Raw genomic sequence first — 21,322 nt, 5'->3', positions numbered from 1 at the left:
ATAGGGAACTCATACTTATGCCTTCTGCACGTTATATTCCTTTAGATGCTACTGAATCGGCTATTTTGCAAGATAATCAATCGTTACTACCTCTCCCTGTCTACCAAAAACTAGCGGGTTTTATTATCGAAGCACTGAAGAAAATCTCCGATACACCTGCCTCTTGCGATCTTAACTCGATACGTAGTCACAATGCGGTCTCAATCGATGGTTCTAGAGGGACGGGTAAAACCTCAGTACTGGTTAACCTTAAACTTTATCTTAAGAACGATCAGCAACACCCTGGCATATTGAATGATATCCATATTTTGGAGCCAGTTGACCCAACGCTGCTAGAAGAAAGTGAGTCGTTATTCTTGCATATCATCGTGGCAGCTTTGCTTTCAGATAAGGAAGTCAAACTTGCTCAAAGTCAGTTCCCGGAAAAAAGCCAGAAATTAAATAAGTGCCTTGAAGCATTAGCTCATGCACTAGCATCGGTAGAAAACCAACGTACTGATTATGGAATGGATAAGTTACGTGCTTTATTTGGCAACCGACACTTAGCCGACTGTGTACAGACATTTTTTAAAGCGACACTCGACCTCTTAGGTAAAAAGCTGCTGGTCCTCCCTATTGATGATGTTGATACTTCCCTTAACAGAGCATTTGAAAATCTCGAGATTATTCGACGTTATCTAACCACCCCTTATGTACTTCCAGTAGTGAGTGGTGATCGCAGCCTCTATAATGAAGTTACCTGGCGTGACTTCCATGGTCGCTTAACGAAAGACTCTGCATATCAGTCACGACAAGCTTTAATAAAAGCTCAGGACCTCGCTACAGAATATCAGAGAAAACTATTACCTTTGCCTCGCCGCTTGGTGATGCCCGATGTAGAAGAATACCTGCGAGACCAATCGATAGAATTGCGACATGAGGGCAATAAGGCAATCTCACTCAATGTGTTTTACAGCTGGCTGCAAATATTTATTACTGGCCCGGTAAATGGATTGGAGGGAAGCTTGTTGCCTTTGCCAGTACCTTCAATTCGCGCCTTAACGCAACTTATTAACCAATGTGGAAAACTAATTCCTGAACTCCCCTCGACGATTAGGCTCGCGACTAATGAACTTCAGATGCGTCGCTTGTGGCAGATGCCTGATGTAGTGCCAACAGCGATTGAGAAGTTTCACATTGAATATAATCAGCAGAGCCAGCGAGCAAAAGACCGAGACTACACCCAAGCCTACCAGCAATTTGCTCGTGAACTGGAGCAACAACCTGCTTCCGAGGTAAAGATGCTTGATAATATTCAAACCTCTGAATGGGAGCAAACGCTGCTTGACTATTTCCGCTTTGAAGCCAATGCAGGAGCGGTATATCTAGTACTAATGGCATACCGTCACTGGCATTCATTATCCAAAAGCGAAATTGACAGGCAGAAAAGTATATTTGATACTCCATTGTTCCAACCTTTGTTACAAAGTCATCGAGAATTTGAGCAGTTTGATAAAAACAATGATTTCTCGGAATGGATAGATCGCCTACAAGGCAGCCTACCAGAAAGTTGGTTTACCAGCCTTAAGTCTCGCAACACTATACTTCCCTACCCGATTGCTGAAGTGGGTATAATTTCAGGAGTAAACTGGAAGTATTGGGAAAGTCTGCCGAGAGAACTATCAGAAGATAAAATAGGAGAGAAGGCTATTCTCTTAGCTTCTCTATCAATGCAGTACAATTTTTATAATACTGCGAAGCAGTCCTTCATGCTTAATATTGGCCGAATCTTCGAGATTATTATAGCCAGCTTAGTCAGCGAGATTAGCTTTGCTGATATGCAGCGTATTGCACAGAACGCATCGTTTTTTTCAGCCAGTGCGCTGGCACCCACTAAAACAGTTTCTGCGGGTGATAGCTCAAGCTTGTCCGTAGATGATGAAGAGAACGGCATTGAAAACAGACCAACCACAATCGCACTTTTACAGGATGAGCAGCTAGCTGAATTACACCGTGAAATTGTGCAATGGCGCGACAGACATGGACTTAAAAACCGACGTTTCTCTCCTTGGATAGTTTATAAGGTATTTAATAAAGTCTACAGCCAGTTTGCAAATTCAAAAAATTTAGATCATGGTTTCGGAGACCTAAAGAATGTTATAGAAACAGTTGGCCGGGCCTTTTATGCCACGTGGTCGGCTTTTGGTAGCTTCGAGAAAGGCCGCCTTTTCGGCCTGCCAGAGATCGTGGCAACAGTTAATTTAAACAAAACGCGTAACTTTGAAAAAAGCAATGATCATTTCAACGTCAACCTTGGACCCTTTGTAGTGAGGCAAGGCCAAAACGCACCCGAAAAAAACAAATATGGGGCAAGTACACGTACAGCAAGTTATTTCCTTGCCGATCATCCTATTCGGAGATGGATTGATGAGGCACTTTCAATCTTAACTGAAGTTGCTAAAGATAACGTAACTTCCTCGAATGAGGAAATCAAGAGTCAGATTTTCAGCAAAAATGATAGTATCCCCCGAGATGCACGAATCTGGCTGCGTAATCAACTAGGGCTTGAAGAGGATTTTCGATTAACGGATAAAAGAATATCCGAAGCATTGAATAATTTTCCCCCGAAAGTATATAAATCATTACTCCGTAAGATGGAAAGTTTATATCCTAACTATAAGCTAACAGCTCGCGTACAGACTATTATCGATATGAAAGAGGCTGAAAGCTAATGCTACAGCGTTCACTTTCCGAACATTCTGCCGGATGTTTCTTCGGCAGTGACCTGCTATCCGCGAAACTTTGGCAGTTTATGCAGCAGCCCGCGGGTGTCCACGATACTTTAGCTTGGGAGGAATTACAGAATACTTGTTATCAGTTGTTAGTTGAGAGCGTAGATAAACGCTATCCAAGACGCTATCGTCTTAATGATATAAATCAACTGATGCAAAAACTATGCGATGGAGATTTGTTCGTTAAGCCAGAGTTACCCTGGTTAGGGGAATTGTTTGACCGTCTGATGAGGCGTAATGGTGATGTAATTTGCTATCGCGAAACTGAGGTCCAAGGTTATGTACGCTTAGCTGCAGAACTAGATCCAACATTACTGGTTGCATGGCATTTGAGCACTTGGCTGGAAAGCAATGAGTCACCATCAGCTAAAGATATCCAACGAATTGTAACAGGACAAAACTCATTTTTTGCTCCACAAGGCAATCCTGCATTACCCTTTGCAGAAGGCCATGCTCATTACGGAGGCCTCACTCCTGATAGCGCAATTCTAGATCATTATCTATTATCGAGTTCTCTTTTGCAGATTCATCGTGATGAACATCCCCCATTCTGGCACCAACAGCAGACTATTATACTCAAAGATTTACTTCTTAGACTCAGGCACATTCTTTGCTTTCTACTCAGTGATCAAATAGAAAAAAATGAAGAGTTAGCATCGCCAGAAAAAACTACTGAGGTATTATACCCTTGGTCGGTAAAATGGAACTGTAGTATAAATGTTTTAGACAACTTAATATCCCCTCCGCGCCTGCCCGATTGGATATTAATGTCTCATAACCATGCTAGTGATGTAGTCGGTTCTCCTGGATGGCTCCGCGGTCAGTTCGCAAAGGAAATGTTGAGCGATGGTTCCGATCGTTGGTTATGGTTGCAACTTTATTTTAGCCGTTGCTACCGCTTCCCTACAACCTCCCCCCGTATAAGAGTAGCGATTCTATGCTGGTTTCAGACCCTTAATGATTTTCGCCGCCGTCTGATAATGGATGGGCAAGGATTAACTCGCTTTGTGAGGGATTACTCAAGCGGACCGTTAAACAGAGGCAAGCCAATAGTAAAAGATAGTGTTAAGCAGGTTTTAGCTTTCAATGGTGATGTTGCTGAAATTAAGTCAAAACCAACTACATTTAGCCCGAATTTTGCAGTTGGGATCTCTAACGAGTTGGTCAACTATACGCGTAACGTTCTTCCTCAGCCTCCCTATATTTTTGGCGAGCATGAAATCATTCCTGATGCACAGGCATTAATATATATCCAGATGCTTGAACGATGGCATTTTTGCGGACACTTTTCTCGTACGGCATTAGGCAGTAAACCTGGATTAATGCCGATGCCTGACATGACAAAGCTCTGGAAAGAAACACGCCATTTAACGCGAAGAATTGATAATACCGCTAGCTGGAATAAAGCCGAGTTTATGCTGGGGCATGTTAACCCAAATTTCCATTTTCAACCGAGCCGCTGGTTTCGTGGGTTGGACGTAGCTGGTGATGAAAATCATATTCATATTGAGTGGTTCTCACCAGTTATACGCTGGTTACGGCGTGGGTTTATTAAACGCCCTGATACTGAGCGTGCATCAATAGGTTTTCATTTAAGCATCCATGCAGGAGAAGATTATGCACATCCGGCATCAGGCATGCGTCATATAGATGAGACGGTACATTTTTGTGAAATGCGTGACGGCGACCGTTTAGGCCATGCTCTTGCACTCGGAATTGAACCCGCTTGGTGGATAGAACGTCAAGGTGAAATGGTACTTCGTGTGGATGAACATATTGATAACTTAGTCTGGCTATGGCATTACTCAGTTACTCTCAGTGGAAAATTACCGTTAGCACAACAAGTGCAGTCATCCTTGGAGAGACGTATCTCACGGTTCTTCCCTTTTACACGCTGGAATGTTACTCCGAACTTGATGGAACCGGAAGTAGGTGCGGGGTTAAATAACTATGAGAAACAAGATCCAGAAATGCTTTTCCGCGCTTGGTTGCTAAGAAGAAATTGTTATTATCAATTCAACCAAGCACAAGCGATCACTCCGTTTCAACCAGAAGAACGATGCGTACTACCGGATTTATCGGAACTGAATAGTGGGAGTCAGGTGGCTGAGTTATATTTTAACAGGCACCGTCATATCAAAGCGGGTACAGAGTTGCCGCTTGTGATTGTACGTTCAGGAGATACATGGCAAGCACAAAAGAGTCATTTACAAGGGGTGGGCACAGTGCATAAGAAGAAAAGCCCTCAAATTCTTGAAGATGTTGAAACCCCAGAAGAACAAGAATTTATGCTTGCCCTTCAAGACTATTTACTAGACCAGTATGATAGGATGGGGTTAATTATAGAAACTAACCCAACATCAAATGTTTATATTGCACGGTTCAATAAGCATTCCGAGCATCCGATTTTTCGCTGGAATCCACCAGATGAATCAGTACTGTTGGCTGGCGAAAAATACAATCGATGGGGGCTGCGCCGTGGCCCAATAAGAGTATTGGTCAATACCGACGATCCTGGAATTATGCCAACCACTTTACGTACTGAATTTTTGTTACTACGAGAAGCAGCAATTGAGTTAGGTATTAGCCGTACCGCTGCAGAGCGTTGGCTTGAACAACTTCGGCAGTACGGGATTGAACAATTCTATCGTAATCATCAACCTGTTTTTGAAATTTGCTAAACGAAACGAATTTATAAAATCAATGAGGTGCTTGCATTTCCAACTGTTCTTAAACAAGTATGGCACATTAGACGCTCATTAAATTACATGGGGGGATATTTAGTAATAAGTATCCCAAATTAAAATATAGAGCGAGCATCGTTTAATCTGACAAAAACCACCCTTTTTATATAAAATATCACTAAATAAAAATCTCAACGAAAAATTACAGTAATTTTTTTAACTGATTTTGAATGTCTCTATAAGGAATTTTTTTAGTACAAGCGCCAAAGGAAACTCTAATAGCACCATTTATCCTCTCTTCATCTATTCCCATCGCGACTAACACATGAGATGGAGTATAACTATTAGAAGTGCAAGCTGACCCGTTTGAAACTGCAATAATTCCTTTTAGTTGCACTATTGCTGCTTCAGAGTTAATTCCAGGGATGGAAAAATTTAATACGTAAGGTGAAGTATTAGTTCCATTGATTACGGCCCCAAGTTCAGTGATCATAGCGGTAAATTCATATTTTAATACTGCAACCTCTTTAATCCATTCACTTGAATTTTTAGTTGCGATTTCACAAGCTAGTCCTAAACCTGCTACTAATGGTGTAGCCAAAGTTCCTGGTCTTAATCCCTTTTCCTGCCCGCCTCCGTAATATATAGGTACCAAAGGAGATTTGGTATATCCTCGACGCCGCATAATAAGAGCACCAACTCCTTTAGGAGCATAAATTTTGTGACCACTAATGCTAATAAAATCAATGCGTTTATTTTCAAGATCGAATGGATACTTTCCAAAACTCTGTGCTGCATCAACGTGAAAATATGCATTATGCACACTCAGAATATGACATATCTCATTAATTGGCTGAATTACACCTGTCTCATTATTAATATGCATAATCGACACAAGCACAGTATCATCCCGCAATGAGGCTTTTAATTGTTCAATATTAATCTGACCATCTGGCGTGACATCAAGATAAGTCACGTCAAAACCTTGTTGTTCCAGGTAATTAACTGGCTCCAATATTGCCTTATGTTCAATTTTACTTGTAATGATATGTTTTTTATTAGTTTTCTCGGCAAATTCGCGCAAACCAAGAATGACAATATTATTGCTCTCCGTCGCGCCGCTTGTAAAAATAACTTCAGTTTTATCTGCGTTTACTACGGTTGCGACCTGTGTTCGCGCAAACTCAACCATTCTTTTGGCATTAAGCCCATACTCATGCGTACGGCTTCCCGCATTACCGTACTCTTCTAGCATCACATTATGAACAAGATCAGCTACCTCAGGGAGGACTGGGGTAGTGGCACTGTAATCAAGATAGACAGTCATTTGGTTGACTCCAAAAAGCTAAAGACATCATTCAAAGATTTTGTTACGATGCCACTACATGTACGTACGAACAAGTTAATTTTTTCGTTCGAACAAAATGCAAGCTGTAGCATAGAGGAAGGACATTAGTGAACCACATCGTATCTGGAATCAGTTTCCCCGCGATTCGAGGAATTCAGGCTGGGCACGAATACTACATTGTGATGTGCCCGCTAAAAAGACTCAAAAAGATTTTCACTTTGGATGAATCTATGCTTGCAGAAAGTGACAAAGCTCAGCGAGTATTGAACCATAGCCGTATTCCACAGATTGCTCGCTATATTCACAGCAATCGACATGATTACACTTTTTCAGCGATCACTGCATGCATTGAGGGGCAAACTTACTTTGAGCCTATTGCAGCAGAAGGTCATGGAAGCAAGATTGGCAACCTTGTGGTCGATGAGGACGCAGAATTTTATCTGACTGATGGCCAGCACAGAAGTGCTGCTATTCAGCAGGCGTTAGAGGAAGACCCCGCTCTGGGTGATGAAACGATATCTGTCGTTTTCTTTGTTGATAAGAATCTCAAACAACGCCAGAAAATCTTCCGCGATTTGAACCTCTACCCTATTCCAGCTAACAGATCTATCGCTGTTCTCTATGGTTCCACACCAGAGGAGAATTTGACTAATCATGTTGTAGAATGTAGTTCTTTTTTTAATGGCGTAGTCGAGTTTTCCAGCCGTATAAGCAAACGTTCAGCCAAATTTTTTATGCATAGTTCACTTCATGCAGCGTGTATGGAGCTTTGTCCTGATATCACAGAAAATAACTGGCAACAGCAAGCAGAAAAGGCTGTGGAATATTGGGATGAACTGGCGAGTAATTTACCGCTTTGGCAACAAGCGAAAAACCATCAAATTAAACCTGCAGATAGAGCAAACTACGTGCTATTCAGCGCTATTTTGTTGAAAAGTTTTGCTATTTTTGGAAAAGAACTACTAGTTGAACATAAAGATTGGAAACCATTATTAAAACAATTCCAAGATTTGAACTGGGCACGGACCAATAAATTATGGGTAGAACGCTGCTTTAACAAAGGTCGGATGGATCATAGCGTACATTCAGCATTGCTAACATTAAACGCCTTAAAACAACATTTGCAGCTGCCTCTAAACGTTGAGCAACAAAAAGTCGAAGATAAATTTTTAGGAATAAAGAAATGAGTTTGCCTGTAAGCAGTCCCCCTTACTCTGCATTTAACAAACAAGGCCTAAAAGCGACTGTTGCTGCCACTATTGCCCATATCAAGAAATTATATCTATCAGATCAAATTCCTTGGGTCATTGGGTACAGTGGAGGTAAAGACTCAACTGCAGTCTTGCAGCTAGTGTGGTCAGCCCTTAAAGAGTTAAAAAAAGAAGGTCAATGTCATAAAGACGTGCATGTCATTAGCACAGATACGCTTGTAGAAAATCCTATTGTTGCTATGTGGGTTGAAAAATCATTAGAACGGATGGTTGAAGCAAAACAACAGCAAGATATTCCTATTCAGCCACATCGCCTGACCCCTGATGTCAAAGATCGGTTTTGGGTTAACCTCATTGGCAAAGGCTACCCTGCTCCACGCTATAAATTCCGCTGGTGTACTGATCGTCTAAAAATTGCCCCTTCCAATAATTTTATCAATAACTTGGTCGACAAACGAGGCGAGGCTATTTTAGTCCTAGGTACGCGCAAAGCGGAAAGCACAACCCGCGCGGCAACAATGGAGCACTATGAAAATATTGAGACCAACACCCGCCGAGCAGATGGACTAACGGCAAATGGTACCCTGGATAGGGTTTGGGTCTATCCTCCTATTTCCGACTGGACTAATGATGATGTCTGGATATATCTGAACTCAGTCTCCAACCCTTGGAATTTCCCAAATCAAGATTTAATGGGCATGTACCAAGGAGCAACTGAAGGTGGTGAGTGCCCACTCGTAGTCGATAAAAGTACTCAAAGCTGTGGTGATAGCCGATTTGGTTGTTATGTTTGTACTATGGTGTCTGAAGATAAATCCATGTCAGCGATGATTGCTAATGACGAAGAAAAAGAATGGATGTATCCGTTATTAGCACTTCGCAATGAAATTGACGTCAACGACGCCGATCATAACAAGAAATTAAGCAAACTACGTCGAGATAAATCTCGTCGTGATTTCCGCCGCATGAATGGTTCGTTGACTGTACACATAACAAAAAATGGGGCTGATATTGTTCCAGGACCATATGTACAGAGTTTTCGTGAAGAACTACTTGAGAAAGTATTGCTAGCTCAAGTAGCAGTGCAGGAAATGGGACCGGTAGAAGTAAAAAATCTTGAACTATTACCTTTAGAAGAATTGGAAGAAATACGTCGTATCTGGCTGGAGGAAAAACTAGAGGTAGAAGATAATCTTCCTGCAATTTACCAAAAAATAATTGGGAAACCTTACCCCGGCTCACGCCGAGCTCATCATCCTATTCTGAACAAAACAGTGTTAGATAAACTCAAAACCTTCTGCACTGAAAATAACGATGATGAAGGCCTCATGTACCAACAAATACGTGCTGCGATGGTTATTGCCAATAGACATAAAAGCCAGTTGCGGCGAGCCAATTTAGCTACAGAATTAACAGATAGCTTAGAAAAAGGGGCATTTGCATCTTTAGATGAGGCTAAAAAATTTGCCCTTGAACGTAAAAGGCTCGAGCTACAAATTCAATATGATAATTCACAAAATTTGTCAGAAAGAGAAAAAGAATCTATCAATGAGCAGATTGCTATTATTACTCGTTCAGTCAAGGAACGGGGATATAGCTCATTGCTGATTGAAACAGAGGTTGTTAGCGATGATATTTAACAAATTAAAAATCATAAATTTCGGCATTTATCAAGGTGAGCACTCGATTAACCTCGAAGTGGAACGTGATAAACCGGTGATCTTAATAGGTGCATTAAATGGCGGGGGTAAAACAACTTTTCTTGATGCCATACAGTTGGTGTTGTACGGTAAACATGCAAGATGTTCTAACCGTGCTGGTACCGCCTATAGTACATTTTTAGCCAGCTGTAAAAATCATTTTTCACCTCCAGAAGCCGAGGTTAAATTAAATTTAACCTTTACACATCAAACAGAAAATAGAATTAATCGTTACGATATTGAGCGTAGCTGGTATGTGAAAGGCTTAGAAACAAAAGATAAAATTAAAGTGTATGTTGATCTTGAACTAAACGAACATCTAAGCCAGCACTGGGATGAATTTGTTAACGAATTTATCCCACTTAGTTTATCGGATCTATTCTTCTTTGATGGCGAGAAAATTGAAAACTTGGCACATCCACAGCGCTCATCAGAACTAGTCAGAACTGGTATTGAGAGCCTACTAGGATTAGACTTACTGTCACAATTGCAAATTGACCTTGCTCAAGTGGATAAAAAACGCCTTGCAGCCAATGTGGATCAAAGCATCATTGCGAAAGTAGAATCCTGCGAAAATGAAATGGGTCAGTGTAATACTGCAGTTTCAGATTTGAAAAAAGAACTAGTTGAAATTGAACATAACACTAGTAGCACCACTATTGCTGTTAATAAAGCTCGTCAAGCTGTACGTAATGCTGGTGCCCATCTGATTGAAAAGCGTGACGAACTCAAGTTTGAGTTAGGCACTATTGAAACTAAAATAAGCTTAAATAAAGCCGAACAAATTAAATTGGCTGCTGGCGTCGGCCCACTGGGATTAGTGAAAGACCTGATTGAACAAACTAAAGTGCAAATTCGTCTAGAAAGTGAGGTAACTCAGGCAATAATACTGGATGAAGCAATCAGTGTTTATAACGAAAAAATTCTCAATGTACTAAAAACCACGGCTGCACCTGAACTGACCGTTTTTCACGTTAATAACGTGATAGCTGAACAAGCGCAAAAGCAACAGGCGCTGGCTAATGTCGAATGTTTTTTGAAAACGGAAATAGGTATTTTTAATGGTTTAGAAGGACGAATTGCACAAGAAGATAAACAACGGCAGAATTTGCAAAAAGAACAACAACAACTGCTTGAGCAACAAGCCTTACTTCAACAACAGCTAGATACTGTACCAGATTACGAATCAGTTCAGCATTTAATTACTGAATTAGCTGAATGTGAGGCAACTCTTAAAACCCTCACGACAAAGCTCAAGCATAAACAGCAATTACTTGAACAAACAACCATAAAGAGTAATATTTTATCACAGCGCTATACCAATTTATTAGCGCAGCAAAACAAAGATACTTTCGAACAAAAACGGACTATCCAAGTAAGCAGTCACATTAAAAAGCTAAAAACAACTTTGCAAAGCTTTGCTGAACTGTTAATAAGTGAAAATATCGATCGGTTGCAGACATTAGTTAAGCAAAAATTTGATGCATTAGGCCGTAAGTCACAGCTTATCAGTCAGTTAAAAATTTGCCCTGAAAGCTTTGCTATCACACTTTATGATGCAGCAGGCAATATTCTTGAGACAGCTAAACTTTCAGCAGGTGAGCGGCAGCTATTAGCAATCGCCATTTTGTGGGGTTTAGCTGAAGCCTCAGGTAAAGAACTACCAACCATTATTGATACACCACTTAGTAGATTAGATGGTAAGCACCGTAGTAAATTGGTGAATCACTACTTCCCTAAAGCAGGTCCGCAAGTAATCTTACTATCCACCGATGAAGAAATTATCAGTGAGTATTATCAACAACTCAAACCATACATAAGTCGTGAGTTCCATATTAATCATAGTGAGCAAAGCAAAACGTCCAGCTTTAAAGAAGGGTACTTTTAATCATGCAACATATTGATATTATTCGCTTATCTGAAAAGCAAAAACAACAACTTATCACTCTTAAACGCAAGACTGGTATAGAAAACTGGAATGTTCTGTGCCGCTGGGCGCTTTGTAAATCATTAGCTGATCCAACAGTACCACCGAAGGAAGATATTCCTTCGGATAGTAATGTTGAAATGACCTGGAGAACATTTGCAGGTAGCGAGCACAAGATTTATGAATCAATTGTATTGTTCAGAAGCAAAAAAGATATGGCGGAACAGAATATCCACGACTTTATCAAAACGCATATATCTCGAGGCTTAAATACCCTCTTAAAGGTCTCCACACTCTAGCATTAATTTCCATTTTTTGTATTTTTCAACAGCCATTTTTAGTATGGCTTGTGAAAATGAATCTGGATCAAAACCAAAGCTATGTCTTACTGGGTTGCTAGAGGCTGTGGATACAACACGAAGTTCTTCGCCAAAAATATATGGATTTAAAAAAAAATGCCTTTGAACTTCGTACTCAACAGCCTTTCTAGCTATTTTTCTATTTAAATCATCTTCATAGTCAATGATACTAGTTGCAACACTAGCGAAAAAGATTTCTTCACATTCATTGATATCATCTTCCTCAAATCTCCTCAAATTCTCCCTAAGGGTTCCTCCCTTGCTCAGGTGCCCTCCCCATCTGATTGAAGGATGACCTCCAGTCTCACCAATGTATAAATAACCATTGTGAATAATAAAATATATATTGGAGCAATACCTTGCTCCAACTAATACACCATTACTCTTAATCATTATTCTGCCAAGTTAATGTTTTCACCCGACCATTCGGCCAACCAATTGTTTACATTGTTGTGGAACTTCTTAAAGATCCTATTAAATATCTCCACATCAACCTCTACAAAGTTATCACGTGTATTTCTTTCAGCAAGACCAACAGAAAAAATTAATGCTTCTGAAACAATACGTTCCGTACTATTTTCAGGGTACCTAGATAGAAACTCCTTATAGAAAGGATGATTTTTATTAATACCTACAAAAACCCCCTCTGTAGCATCATAAAACGCTTTCCACACCATCCCGTAATCAACTTTTTCTGAATATACAATCTTCCTGAAACTATGATGAGCTTTATCATCTATTTTGATGTCTAATTCTTGCTTAGCATTTTCGCCATCTATAGCACTGTCATTTCTTCTCTTAATGATCTCAGAATTTAACTGACCTGTAATTAAATCAGGATCATCCTCCGATACATTTTCTATAGTTGCAGTAAACCCTAACCCCTCTTCATTTTTAGTTGATTTTAATTTATCCTGACAATCAACTCGAATATTTTTTGCAGTAACTAAAGCTTTATCAACTATAGCCTTTAATTTATTTCGAGTTTCATCATCAATTTCTAATCTTTGCTTTGTAATATCAACATGCAGAACATCATCATGAGCAGTTTCTAAATCCATCCTTATTCTTACATTAAAATCATCCTTTGTTATTATTCCATCCAAATCATCTCCCCAGCGTATTAATCTGCCATTCCTGTATATAAAAAATCCACTATTTTCTTTAGATATTTCATATGTCGATATTTTATCTTTTAAACTTTGAGGAAGTGGCGATTTAGACTCAGCCATACTAGCCTGCGGAAAAACGACAGCTTTTATTTCTATAACAGGAAGATCATCCCCTTTTACATCCTGAAGAACCCATTTATCCTTCATGGCAAGAATTGGGCTATAATAATCATATTCATCTGGAATGTACCGCTCTTTGAAATCAGGACTATCCATGAATAACATATCCCTTGGCTGAATAGATATTACATTACCAACCTGGCCATATGGTTTTATATCTAATGTTATTCTCAAAGGATCATCTTTCTTTAAAAAAGAAAAGTATGTTACACCAAGACGCTTCTTCAGTTTCTCTGTCGTTAACTTAGGCGATGCTTGGTTAATACTTTCACACCCTTGCACCAGCACTACCGTTCCTGAAGTGCTTTCAGTAAAGAAATCAGGTATTAGCACCAAAAAATCATCAAGCTTTCTTTTATTTATGAAAAGCTTATTTTGCTCTTTTATAGCATTGCTATCAAATGTGAATGGCCCATATATACAGTCATCGACTTTGCTGATGATGGTAATTGATGTCCCTAAAGAAAGCCCCGCGGACTTCAAACCCAGTCCATACTTCGACAAGCTATTTTGTGCGTAGTTACTATTATTCGAACCAAGTGAAAATGCGTTTTTTATACCATCCGAGTCCATGCCATTACCGTTATCTGTAATTACATAAGTTGACACCGCATTTCTTGATTTCAGATTTTTACCCTCAGCAAGAATTAAGTTAACGCTGATATCTTTTGCGCTAGCAGTTACTGAGTTATCAATTATATCCATAATTGCTGTATGTGGTTCATAGCCAATTTTGGCAATAGCTTCACATATTCTACCAGCGTTAAAATCGATCGCTATTTCATTATTCATGTGTTCTCCAAACATGATTGATCTCACATTCCCCACCAGAGCTGTCGAGCCGAGGTTTTTGGGGACATGGATAAATGCCGCAAACCTAGGCTAATACCCTTTTATACCGTATGCCTAGGGCAGATACAAAAAATAAGGTATGAAATTCTGCATACCTTATAAAGTGTTAGTTAATGAGCAATACTGTTTTTTTTTGCAAAATCAAACGGACTAAGCCCCTTCTCCCGATTCGCATCGAGAAAATCAGCCCACCACTGCAGCATTAGCCTGCGTTCATCCAAGTGCTCTGCCTTATGAATGTAAGACGCACGCACAGAGTTACGTTCCTGGTGACTCATCTGCCGCTCAACCGCATCCTTAGACCACATCCCCGACTCAATCAATGAACTACATGCCATGGTTCTAAAACCATGGCCACAGACTTCCACTTTCGTATCATAGCCCATCACCCGGAGTGCATTATTAACCGTGTTTTCACTCATCGGTTTACGGGGATCATGATCACCAACGAAAATTAAATCGCGATTACCATTTAGCCGTTGTATTTTCTCAAGGACTGCAAGCGCCTGACGAGATAACGGTACCAGATGTGGCGTTCGCATCTTAGATCCGCGGTGAGAGTGCTTAACACCTTCCAGCGGCTCACGATCTGCCGGTATCGTCCACATGGATGTCTCGAAATCGATCTCCGACCAACGGGCGAAACGCAGTTCGCTGGAACGGATAAAGGTAAGCAACGTTATTTCTATAGCTAAACGAGTGAGCGGTCTGCCGGTGTAGGTGTCGATACGATGAAGTAGTTCAGGAGTGCGGCTAAGTTCTAAGGCGGGACGATGTTGCCGTTTTGCTGTAGCGACGGCACCAGCCATTTCCTGAGCGGGATTATAATCGGTCAAACCGCTTTGTACGGCATAGCGCATGATTGCTGTTGTGCGCTGTTGCAGACGCGAAGCCACCTCAAGACGTCCAGACTTCTCCACGGCTTTTATGGGTGCCAGTAAATCTCGAGTCTTAAGTTCAGTGATATTGTGTTTACCGATAGCCGGGAAAAGAAAGTCTTCCAGCGTTTTCAAAACACGAGAGCTATGGTCTTTTGACCACTTCTTATTAGTTGCATGCCATTCTCTGGCAACTACTTCGAAGGTGAAGACTTCTTTAGCCAACTCTTCTTTTACTGCGCGTTTTTGTTCGCGGGGGTCAATGCCTGCCGCAACCAGTTTTCTGGCAGCTTCTCTTTTATGTCTGGCATCAGCAAGGGATGTCTCTGGGTATACACCAAAGGCCATAAGGTGTTGCTTGCCGCCAAAGCGGAAACGAAAGCGCCAATATTTGGAGCCGTTAGGGTGTATCAGCAAAAACATGCCGTCGCCATCGACGAGCGAGTATTCCTTTGCCTCAAGTTTTGCCGAACGCACCTTGGTATCAGTCAGGGCCATGATGGTATTCCTTCCATATGCTGCCGTGAGTATATAAGCATTATCGAACCAGCATATATACTCGGTTCTATACTCACAAGCATGTTGATGTGGGGTAACTCAGATTGACGTCGGTTGACTGAAAAGCGGGGTAAAGCCTTGCGGGGACTGGATTTTAGACATAAAAAAAGACCTCAATTGAGGTCTATTTACATACTAATGGTGCCGAAGGCCGGACTCGAACCGGCACACCTTGCGGCGGTTGATTTTGAATCAACTGCGTCTACCGATTTCGCCACTTCGGCACTGAAAGTAGTATGCGGAAAACGTGGGCATTATACCCAGCCCAGCCGGTCACGCAATAGTTATCCCGCCTTGTTCGGTTTAAGTGTTGAAAAAACAGTCATACACCGCAGCTCAGTGAGGATTTGCTGACAAAAATCTTCTGTTTACCCACGTTTTTCCAATGCCGTTTCTCAAACTTCGCATTAGTATACAAATCACGATTAGATCTTGCCCTGTTGATGGATACCAGCTTGTTGAAAAAACTCTCACTTTCGCTCCTCGCGCTGGCCTTCGCCAGTACGCCTTTATGGAGCCACGCGCAGCAGAATGCGCGTCTGGCGTCGCAGGTCGTGGATGACCATGCAGAACACATCTTTTACGGCAGCGGCGCGATGGGAATGGCGCTGGTTGTCGTTGATAACAATCAGCAGGTTTTCCGCAGCTTCGGGGAAACCCGTCCCGGTTCCGATTTGCGACCACGTGAAGACTCTGTGGTGCGTATCGCCTCGCTGACCAAACTTATTACCAGTGAAGTGCTGGTAAAAATGGCGCAGCAGGGCAAAGTCAGTTTTAACGATCCGTTGCGTAAATACGCCCCGGCCGGTGCCCGTGTTCCTGCTTACAGCGGCACAAATCCGATCACCCTGCTGAATCTCGCCACCCACACCAGCGGTTTGCCGCGCGAGCAGCCGGGCGGTGTCGCACATCGTGCCGTCTTCACCTGGCCGACTAAAAGTGATCGCTGGAGCTGGCTGAGTGTCGCCAAACTGACTGTGCCGCCGGGTGCACGCGCCTCTTACTCAAATCTGGCGTTTGACCTGCTGTCCGATGCATTATCGAAAGCCGCTAATCAGCCTTATACCCAGTTGCTGCGCGAGCAAATCACTCAGCCGCTCGGCATGGTCGATACCACGCTGACGCCAAACGCCAGCCAGTGTTCACGCCTGATGGAAGGTCTGCGTCCGAGCCCGTGTATCAACACTATTGCGGCAGCAGGCAGCGGAGGCCTTTATTCCACGCCTGCCGATATGGGCCGCTGGATGCGTCAGTTCCTCGGGCAACGCACTACAACCGCCGATATGGCGCAGAAGATGTATTACAAGCGTACGGATCTGGTCTCGCTCAAAGGAATGGATGTACCGGGAATGGCGGACTCGCTGGGAATGGGCTGGGTAACGATGGCGCCGACGCCGTTGCTGCCACGTATCATTCAGAAAACCGGCGGCGGTGGTGGCTTTATCACGTATGTCGCGATGGTGCCGCAGCGCGGTGTAGGCGTGTTCGTGGTTGTGACCCGCAGCGAACTGACGAAGTTTAAAAATATGAGCGATGGCGTAAACAATCTGGTGGCCGATCTGGTGCGTAATAACGAGATCTGACGGCTCAGTTCTCAATATTCAGAATTCAGAATTCAGATGTAAAAAAGCAGGCCTCTGTAAAGAGCCTGCTTTTTGTTTATCTGTACTGCCGGATTTAGCGTTTTTTCAGCAATAAGAACATGCTGATGACGAAGAAAAGCCCGCTCGGCAGCAATGCGCCCAGAATCGGCGGAATACTGTAAACCAGGCTTAACGGGCCGAATATCTGGTCAAGCACGTAGAACAGAAAACCGAAGCAAATACCGGTCACCACGCGCACACCCATCGGTACGCTGCGTAAAGGCCCGAAGATGAACGACAGCGCCATCAGCATCATCACCGCAACGGACAGTGGCGAGAAGATTTTACTCCACATATTCAGCTGGTAACGTTTTGCTTCCTGCCCGCTCTGCTTCAGGTATTTCACATAGTTGTGCAGGCCGCTGATCGACAACGCGTCAGGGTCGAGCGCAACCACACCGAGTTTGTCCGGCGTCAGGTTGGTTTTCCATACGCCGGTCAGCGTCTGCGAACCGGTGATTTGCAGTTGATCCGTCAGATCAGATTCATCCACCTGAGAGAGTTTCCACTCACCATTATCAAAGGTCGCGGATGACGCGTAACGGACTGACTGCAGTTTATTCTCTTCATTGAAATGATAGATGTTGACGCCGGTCAGCTCTTTTTCACCCGCCACGCGTTCGATGTAGATAAAATCGTGACCGTCTTTTGCCCACACTCCGTTTTGCGTGGAAAGCAGTGAACCGCCGTACATCTGTTGCGCACGGTAGTTACGCGCCATTTGTTCGCCCTGCGGCGCAACCCATTCACCAATCGCCATGGTCAGCAGCACCAGCGGGATCGCCGTTTTCATCACGGAGGCGGCAATCTGCATGCGGGTGAAACCGGATGCCTGCATCACCACCAGCTCGCTGCGTGTTGCCAGCGTGCCGAGGCCCAGCAATGCGCCCAGCAGCGCTGCCATCGGGAAGAAGATTTCGATATCCTTCGGTACGCTCAGCAGGGTGTATAAACCTGCGCCGGCGGCGGAATATCCGCCCTGCCCGACTTTACGCAACTGATCGACAAACTTGATGATGCCGGAGAGTGACACCAGCATGAACAACGTCATCATGATGGTGTTGAAAATAGTGCGACCAATGTAACGGTCTAATACGCCAAACATCAGGCAGCTCCTCTCAGACGCGCGCGGATCTTGCGAACCGGCAAGGTGTCCCATGCATTAAGCACCAATGCCAGTGCAAAGTAGAGCAGGTTGGTTCCCCACATCCAGAGCATCGGATCCAGCTTACCTTTGGCACCGTTGGAGCGCAGCGAGGTTTGCAGCAGGAAGAAAATCAGATACAGCAGGATCGCTGGCAGCATACTGAGTACACGCCCCTGACGAGGATTCACCACGCTGAGCGGAACCACCAGCAACGCCATAATAAAGACTGAAACGATCAGCGTTAAACGCCAGTTCAGCTCTGCCCGCGCTTCCGGTTCGTTGGAATTCCAGAGTTGCGTCATGGTCATCTGATCCGACTGATTAGGGTCAAGCTGTACAGCCTGATGCCCGATAACCGCCAGATAATCGGTGAAATCCGTCACGCGGAAATCACGCAACAGTGCAGTGCCTTCATAACGGGTACCTTTATCCAGCATCACCTGCTGGGAACCGTCCGCACGCTGCAACATATGTCCTTTATCAGCGACCACAACGGAAGGCCGCTGGTTGCCGTTCGGGCGCAGTTGAGCCAGGAAGACGTTATGAAATTCTTTCCCTTTAACACTGCCAACGAACAGCACTGCATTGCCGTTCTGGGCTTGCTGGAACTGGCCTTCGACCATCGCGGCCATGCTCGGGTTGGCTTTCGCCTCCGCCAGCACTTCATCCTGATGTTTCGACGACCACGGGCTGAGCCAGATCGCATTCACGCCAGCAAAAACTGACGTAAATAGCGCCAGAACCAGCGCGGCGATGACCAGTGACCGTTTTCCAAGACCACAGGCGTGCATGACCGTGATTTCACTGTCGGTATAAAGTTTACCGAGCGTCATCAACAGGCCGAGGAACAGACTGAGCGGCAGAATAAGCTGCGCCATCTCCGGAACGCCAAGGCCCAGAAGTGAGAGAACTAAATTTGTTGGGATATCGCCATCGACCGCTGCTCCGAGCACTCTGACCAGCTTCTGACAGAAGAAGATGAGAAGCAAAATGAACAGAATGGCAAATTGGCTCTTGAAGGTTTCCCTAACCAGATATCTAATGATGATCACGCTTAATACGCCTGTGAAAACTTGTCTTTTTGAAGGAAAATCGCTAGTTTCATCGCTAATCCGTCATTTATTCTCATCATATGGCAACCTTCGCAGCTAAAATAGTATTACAACACCGAGAATTGGGGTGTCCTATAGGAACTTGCTTATAGCCGCCAAAATAAAAACTAACGCCGTTTAAGGTTAACACAGGTCGTTAACACAATGACGGGAGAGTGTCTCCGGCGACTCATTCTAGCCGTACCTCCCGCCCTTGTCTTTAAGATTCAGGAGAGTGCATGGAGTTCAGCGTAAAAAGCGGTAGCCCGGAAAAACAACGCAGTGCCTGTATTGTAGTCGGCGTTTTCGAACCTCGCCGCCTGTCACCGATTGCCGAACAACTCGATAAAATCAGTGATGGCTACATCAGCGCCCTGCTTCGCCGTGGCGAACTTGAAGGCAAAGTGGGCCAGACCCTCTTACTGCATCATGTACCGAATATTCTTTCAGAACGCATTTTGCTGATTGGGTGCGGCAAAGAACGCGAGCTGGATGAGCGCCAGTACAAGCAGGTTATCCAGAAAACCATTAACACCCTGAACGACACCGGTTCTATGGAAGCCGTTTGCTTCCTCACCGAGCTGCACGTAAAAGGCCGTAATACTTACTGGAAAGTGCGTCAGGCGGTCGAAACCTCCAAAGAGTCGCTTTACACTTTCGATCAGTTGAAAAGCAACAAAACCGAGCCGCGCCGTCCGCTGCGTAAAATGGTGTTCAACGTGCCGACCCGCCGTGAACTGACCAGCGGTGAGCGCGCCATTCAACACGGTCTGGCGGTGTCAGCCGGTATTAAAGCCGCAAAAGATCTCGGCAATATGCCCCCGAACATCTGTAACGCCGCATATCTGGCATCACAGGCCCGTCAGCTGGCAGATGCGTTCAGCACCAACATCACGACCCGCGTTATCGGCGAGCAGCAGATGAAAGAGCTGGGAATGAATGCGTATCTGGCGGTGGGTCAGGGTTCGAAAAACGAATCCCTGATGTCGGTGATGGAATATAAAGGAAATCCTAACCCGGACGCTAAGCCTATCGTGCTCGTGGGTAAAGGTCTGACCTTCGATTCCGGTGGTATTTCCATTAAGCCCGCCGCGGATATGGATGAAATGAAGTACGACATGTGTGGCGCCGCAGCTGTTTACGGTGCGATGCGTGTGGTGGCTGAACTCAATCTGCCACTGAACGTCATTGGCGTGCTGGCAGGCTGTGAAAACATGCCTGGCGGTCAGGCATTCCGTCCGGGCGACATTCTGACCACCATGTCCGGCCAGACTGTCGAAGTGCTGAATACGGACGCCGAAGGCCGCCTGGTGCTGTGCGATGCACTGACCTACGTTGAGCGTTTCGATCCTGAGCTGGTGATTGACGTCGCTACGCTGACCGGTGCCTGCGTGATTGCGCTTGGCCATCACATCACCGGTTTGCTGTCGAATCACAATCCGCTGGCGCATGAACTGATCGGCGCGTCCGAACAGGCGGGTGACCGTGCATGGCGTTTGCCGCTGGCTGATGAATATCAGGAACAGCTGGATTCTAATTTTGCGGATATGGCAAACATCGGTGGCCGTCCGGGTGGTGCGATCACCGCCGGTTGCTTCCTGTCGCGTTTCACCCGCAAATACAGTTGGGCACATCTGGATATCGCCGGTACCGCATGGCGTTCAGGCAAGAACAAAGGCGCAACCGGTCGTCCGGTTGCGCTGTTGTCACAGTTCCTGCTCAACCGTGCAGGGCTGGATGGCGATGAGTGATTCCTCTGCTAAATAAGATATAATCTCCACTATCAGGGGCTGGTTCGCCAGCCCCTCCACAGGCGGGCGCACCAGTTGCGCCCCTGTTTTTTCTCAGCAGCACAGTGAAC

General features: G+C 44.2%; 14 protein-coding genes and 1 tRNA gene. 8 read left to right on the top strand and 7 right to left on the bottom strand.

All coding sequences use genetic code 11. The features are described from left to right. The first annotated feature begins 17 nt into the window (after positions 1-17). Both rdrA and rdrB read left to right on the top strand, forming a co-directional pair. The gene (gene rdrA / locus AACU55_RS09425; protein WP_134706886.1) at positions 18-2,711 is read left to right on the top strand and encodes an antiviral RADAR system adenosine triphosphatase RdrA; all 2,694 of its coding nucleotides are present in this window, start codon (positions 18-20) and stop codon (positions 2,709-2,711) included. Continuing rightward, positions 2,711-5,452 carry an antiviral RADAR system adenosine deaminase RdrB gene (gene rdrB / locus AACU55_RS09420; RefSeq protein ID WP_134706885.1) on the top strand — a complete coding sequence of 914 codons (2,742 nt, stop codon included), beginning with the start codon at positions 2,711-2,713 and terminating at the stop codon, positions 5,450-5,452. Before rdrA ends, rdrB begins: the two co-directional genes overlap by 1 nt. Before the next feature lie 205 nt (positions 5,453-5,657). On the opposite strand, the gene dndA is transcribed toward rdrB, so the two are convergent. Beyond that, positions 5,658-6,782 carry a cysteine desulfurase DndA gene (dndA, locus tag AACU55_RS09415; RefSeq protein ID WP_134706884.1) on the bottom strand — a complete coding sequence of 375 codons (1,125 nt, stop codon included), beginning with the start codon at positions 6,780-6,782 and terminating at the stop codon, positions 5,658-5,660. Positions 6,783-6,910: 128 nt separating this feature from the next. Here dndA and dndB point away from each other — a divergent pair, with 128 nt between their 5' ends. Genes dndB through dndE form a run of 4 tightly spaced genes read left to right on the top strand, consistent with a single transcriptional unit; the run spans position 6,911 to position 11,940 of the window. Next, positions 6,911-7,990 carry a DNA sulfur modification protein DndB gene (gene dndB, locus AACU55_RS09410; protein WP_134706883.1) on the top strand — a complete coding sequence of 360 codons (1,080 nt, stop codon included), beginning with the start codon at positions 6,911-6,913 and terminating at the stop codon, positions 7,988-7,990. Then, entirely contained in the window at positions 7,987-9,654 is a 1,668-nt protein-coding gene (dndC, locus tag AACU55_RS09405; protein ID WP_134706882.1) for a DNA phosphorothioation system sulfurtransferase DndC, read from the top strand. The genes dndB and dndC overlap by 4 nt, the downstream gene beginning before the upstream one ends. Continuing rightward, positions 9,644-11,602: a DNA sulfur modification protein DndD gene (gene dndD / locus AACU55_RS09400; protein WP_134706881.1), complete on the top strand. Its 1,959-nt coding sequence runs from the start codon at positions 9,644-9,646 to the stop codon at positions 11,600-11,602. Before dndC ends, dndD begins: the two co-directional genes overlap by 11 nt. Before the next feature lie 2 nt (positions 11,603-11,604). Further along, positions 11,605-11,940 (top strand): DNA sulfur modification protein DndE, encoded by a 336-nt coding sequence (gene dndE / locus AACU55_RS09395; RefSeq protein WP_134706880.1) that lies wholly within the window; start codon positions 11,605-11,607, stop codon positions 11,938-11,940. Here dndE and AACU55_RS09390 read toward each other — a convergent pair. The 4 genes from AACU55_RS09390 to AACU55_RS09375 form a co-directional block, all read right to left on the bottom strand. Beyond that, a complete protein-coding gene (locus tag AACU55_RS09390; RefSeq protein WP_134706879.1) occupies positions 11,920-12,393 on the bottom strand; it encodes a hypothetical protein in 474 nt (157 codons plus the stop codon). The two genes, dndE and AACU55_RS09390, sit on opposite strands and share 21 nt — an antisense overlap. Then, complete coding sequence (locus AACU55_RS09385; RefSeq protein WP_167686172.1) at positions 12,393-14,084, bottom strand: ATP-binding protein; 1,692 nt, start codon at positions 14,082-14,084, stop codon at positions 12,393-12,395. The genes AACU55_RS09390 and AACU55_RS09385 overlap by 1 nt, the downstream gene beginning before the upstream one ends. A gap of 170 nt (positions 14,085-14,254) precedes the next feature. Continuing rightward, complete coding sequence (locus tag AACU55_RS09380) at positions 14,255-15,520, bottom strand: tyrosine-type recombinase/integrase (RefSeq protein ID WP_134706877.1); 1,266 nt, start codon at positions 15,518-15,520, stop codon at positions 14,255-14,257. Positions 15,521-15,719: 199 nt separating this feature from the next. Further along, a tRNA-Leu gene (locus tag AACU55_RS09375) sits at positions 15,720-15,804 on the bottom strand. A gap of 219 nt (positions 15,805-16,023) precedes the next feature. On the opposite strand from AACU55_RS09375, the gene ampH reads away from it, so the two are divergent. Next, a complete protein-coding gene (gene ampH / locus AACU55_RS09370) occupies positions 16,024-17,163 on the top strand; it encodes a D-alanyl-D-alanine-carboxypeptidase/endopeptidase AmpH (protein WP_134706876.1) in 1,140 nt (379 codons plus the stop codon). A 94-nt stretch (positions 17,164-17,257) separates the two neighbouring features. On the opposite strand, the gene lptG is transcribed toward ampH, so the two are convergent. Both lptG and lptF read right to left on the bottom strand, forming a co-directional pair. Further along, entirely contained in the window at positions 17,258-18,328 is a 1,071-nt protein-coding gene (gene lptG / locus AACU55_RS09365; protein ID WP_013577144.1) for an LPS export ABC transporter permease LptG, read from the bottom strand. Next, positions 18,328-19,422 (bottom strand): LPS export ABC transporter permease LptF, encoded by a 1,095-nt coding sequence (gene lptF / locus AACU55_RS09360; RefSeq protein WP_013577145.1) that lies wholly within the window; start codon positions 19,420-19,422, stop codon positions 18,328-18,330. Before lptF ends, lptG begins: the two co-directional genes overlap by 1 nt. 278 nt (positions 19,423-19,700) lie before the next feature. Here lptF and pepA point away from each other — a divergent pair, with 278 nt between their 5' ends. Further along, positions 19,701-21,212 (top strand): leucyl aminopeptidase, encoded by a 1,512-nt coding sequence (gene pepA, locus AACU55_RS09355; protein ID WP_013577146.1) that lies wholly within the window; start codon positions 19,701-19,703, stop codon positions 21,210-21,212. The last annotated feature ends 110 nt before the right edge of the window (positions 21,213-21,322 follow it).

The sequence above is a fragment of the Rahnella sp. CJA17(1/100) genome (assembly GCF_963881615.1).
Classification (GTDB): Bacteria; Pseudomonadota; Gammaproteobacteria; order Enterobacterales; family Enterobacteriaceae; genus Rahnella; species Rahnella aceris.
The sequence above is the reverse complement of the archived record's forward strand: the minus strand, read 5'-3'. Positions and strand labels throughout refer to the sequence as shown.

Excerpts from the sequence above, each read along its gene's own strand:
- rdrA (WP_134706886.1), top strand. The coding sequence starts at position 18 with ATGCCTTCTGCACGTTATATTCCTTTAGATGCTACTGAATCGGCTATT.
- rdrB (WP_134706885.1), top strand. The coding sequence starts at position 2,711 with ATGCTACAGCGTTCACTTTCCGAACATTCTGCCGGATGTTTCTTCGGC.
- dndA (WP_134706884.1), bottom strand. The coding sequence starts at position 6,782 with ATGACTGTCTATCTTGATTACAGTGCCACTACCCCAGTCCTCCCTGAG.
- dndC (WP_134706882.1), top strand. The coding sequence starts at position 7,987 with ATGAGTTTGCCTGTAAGCAGTCCCCCTTACTCTGCATTTAACAAACAA.
- dndD (WP_134706881.1), top strand. The coding sequence starts at position 9,644 with ATGATATTTAACAAATTAAAAATCATAAATTTCGGCATTTATCAAGGT.
- dndE (WP_134706880.1), top strand. The coding sequence starts at position 11,605 with ATGCAACATATTGATATTATTCGCTTATCTGAAAAGCAAAAACAACAA.
- AACU55_RS09390 (WP_134706879.1), bottom strand. The coding sequence starts at position 12,393 with ATGATTAAGAGTAATGGTGTATTAGTTGGAGCAAGGTATTGCTCCAAT.
- AACU55_RS09385 (WP_167686172.1), bottom strand. The coding sequence starts at position 14,084 with ATGAATAATGAAATAGCGATCGATTTTAACGCTGGTAGAATATGTGAA.
- AACU55_RS09380 (WP_134706877.1), bottom strand. The coding sequence starts at position 15,520 with ATGGCCCTGACTGATACCAAGGTGCGTTCGGCAAAACTTGAGGCAAAG.
- ampH (WP_134706876.1), top strand. The coding sequence starts at position 16,024 with ATGGATACCAGCTTGTTGAAAAAACTCTCACTTTCGCTCCTCGCGCTG.
- lptG (WP_013577144.1), bottom strand. The coding sequence starts at position 18,328 with ATGTTTGGCGTATTAGACCGTTACATTGGTCGCACTATTTTCAACACC.
- pepA (WP_013577146.1), top strand. The coding sequence starts at position 19,701 with ATGGAGTTCAGCGTAAAAAGCGGTAGCCCGGAAAAACAACGCAGTGCC.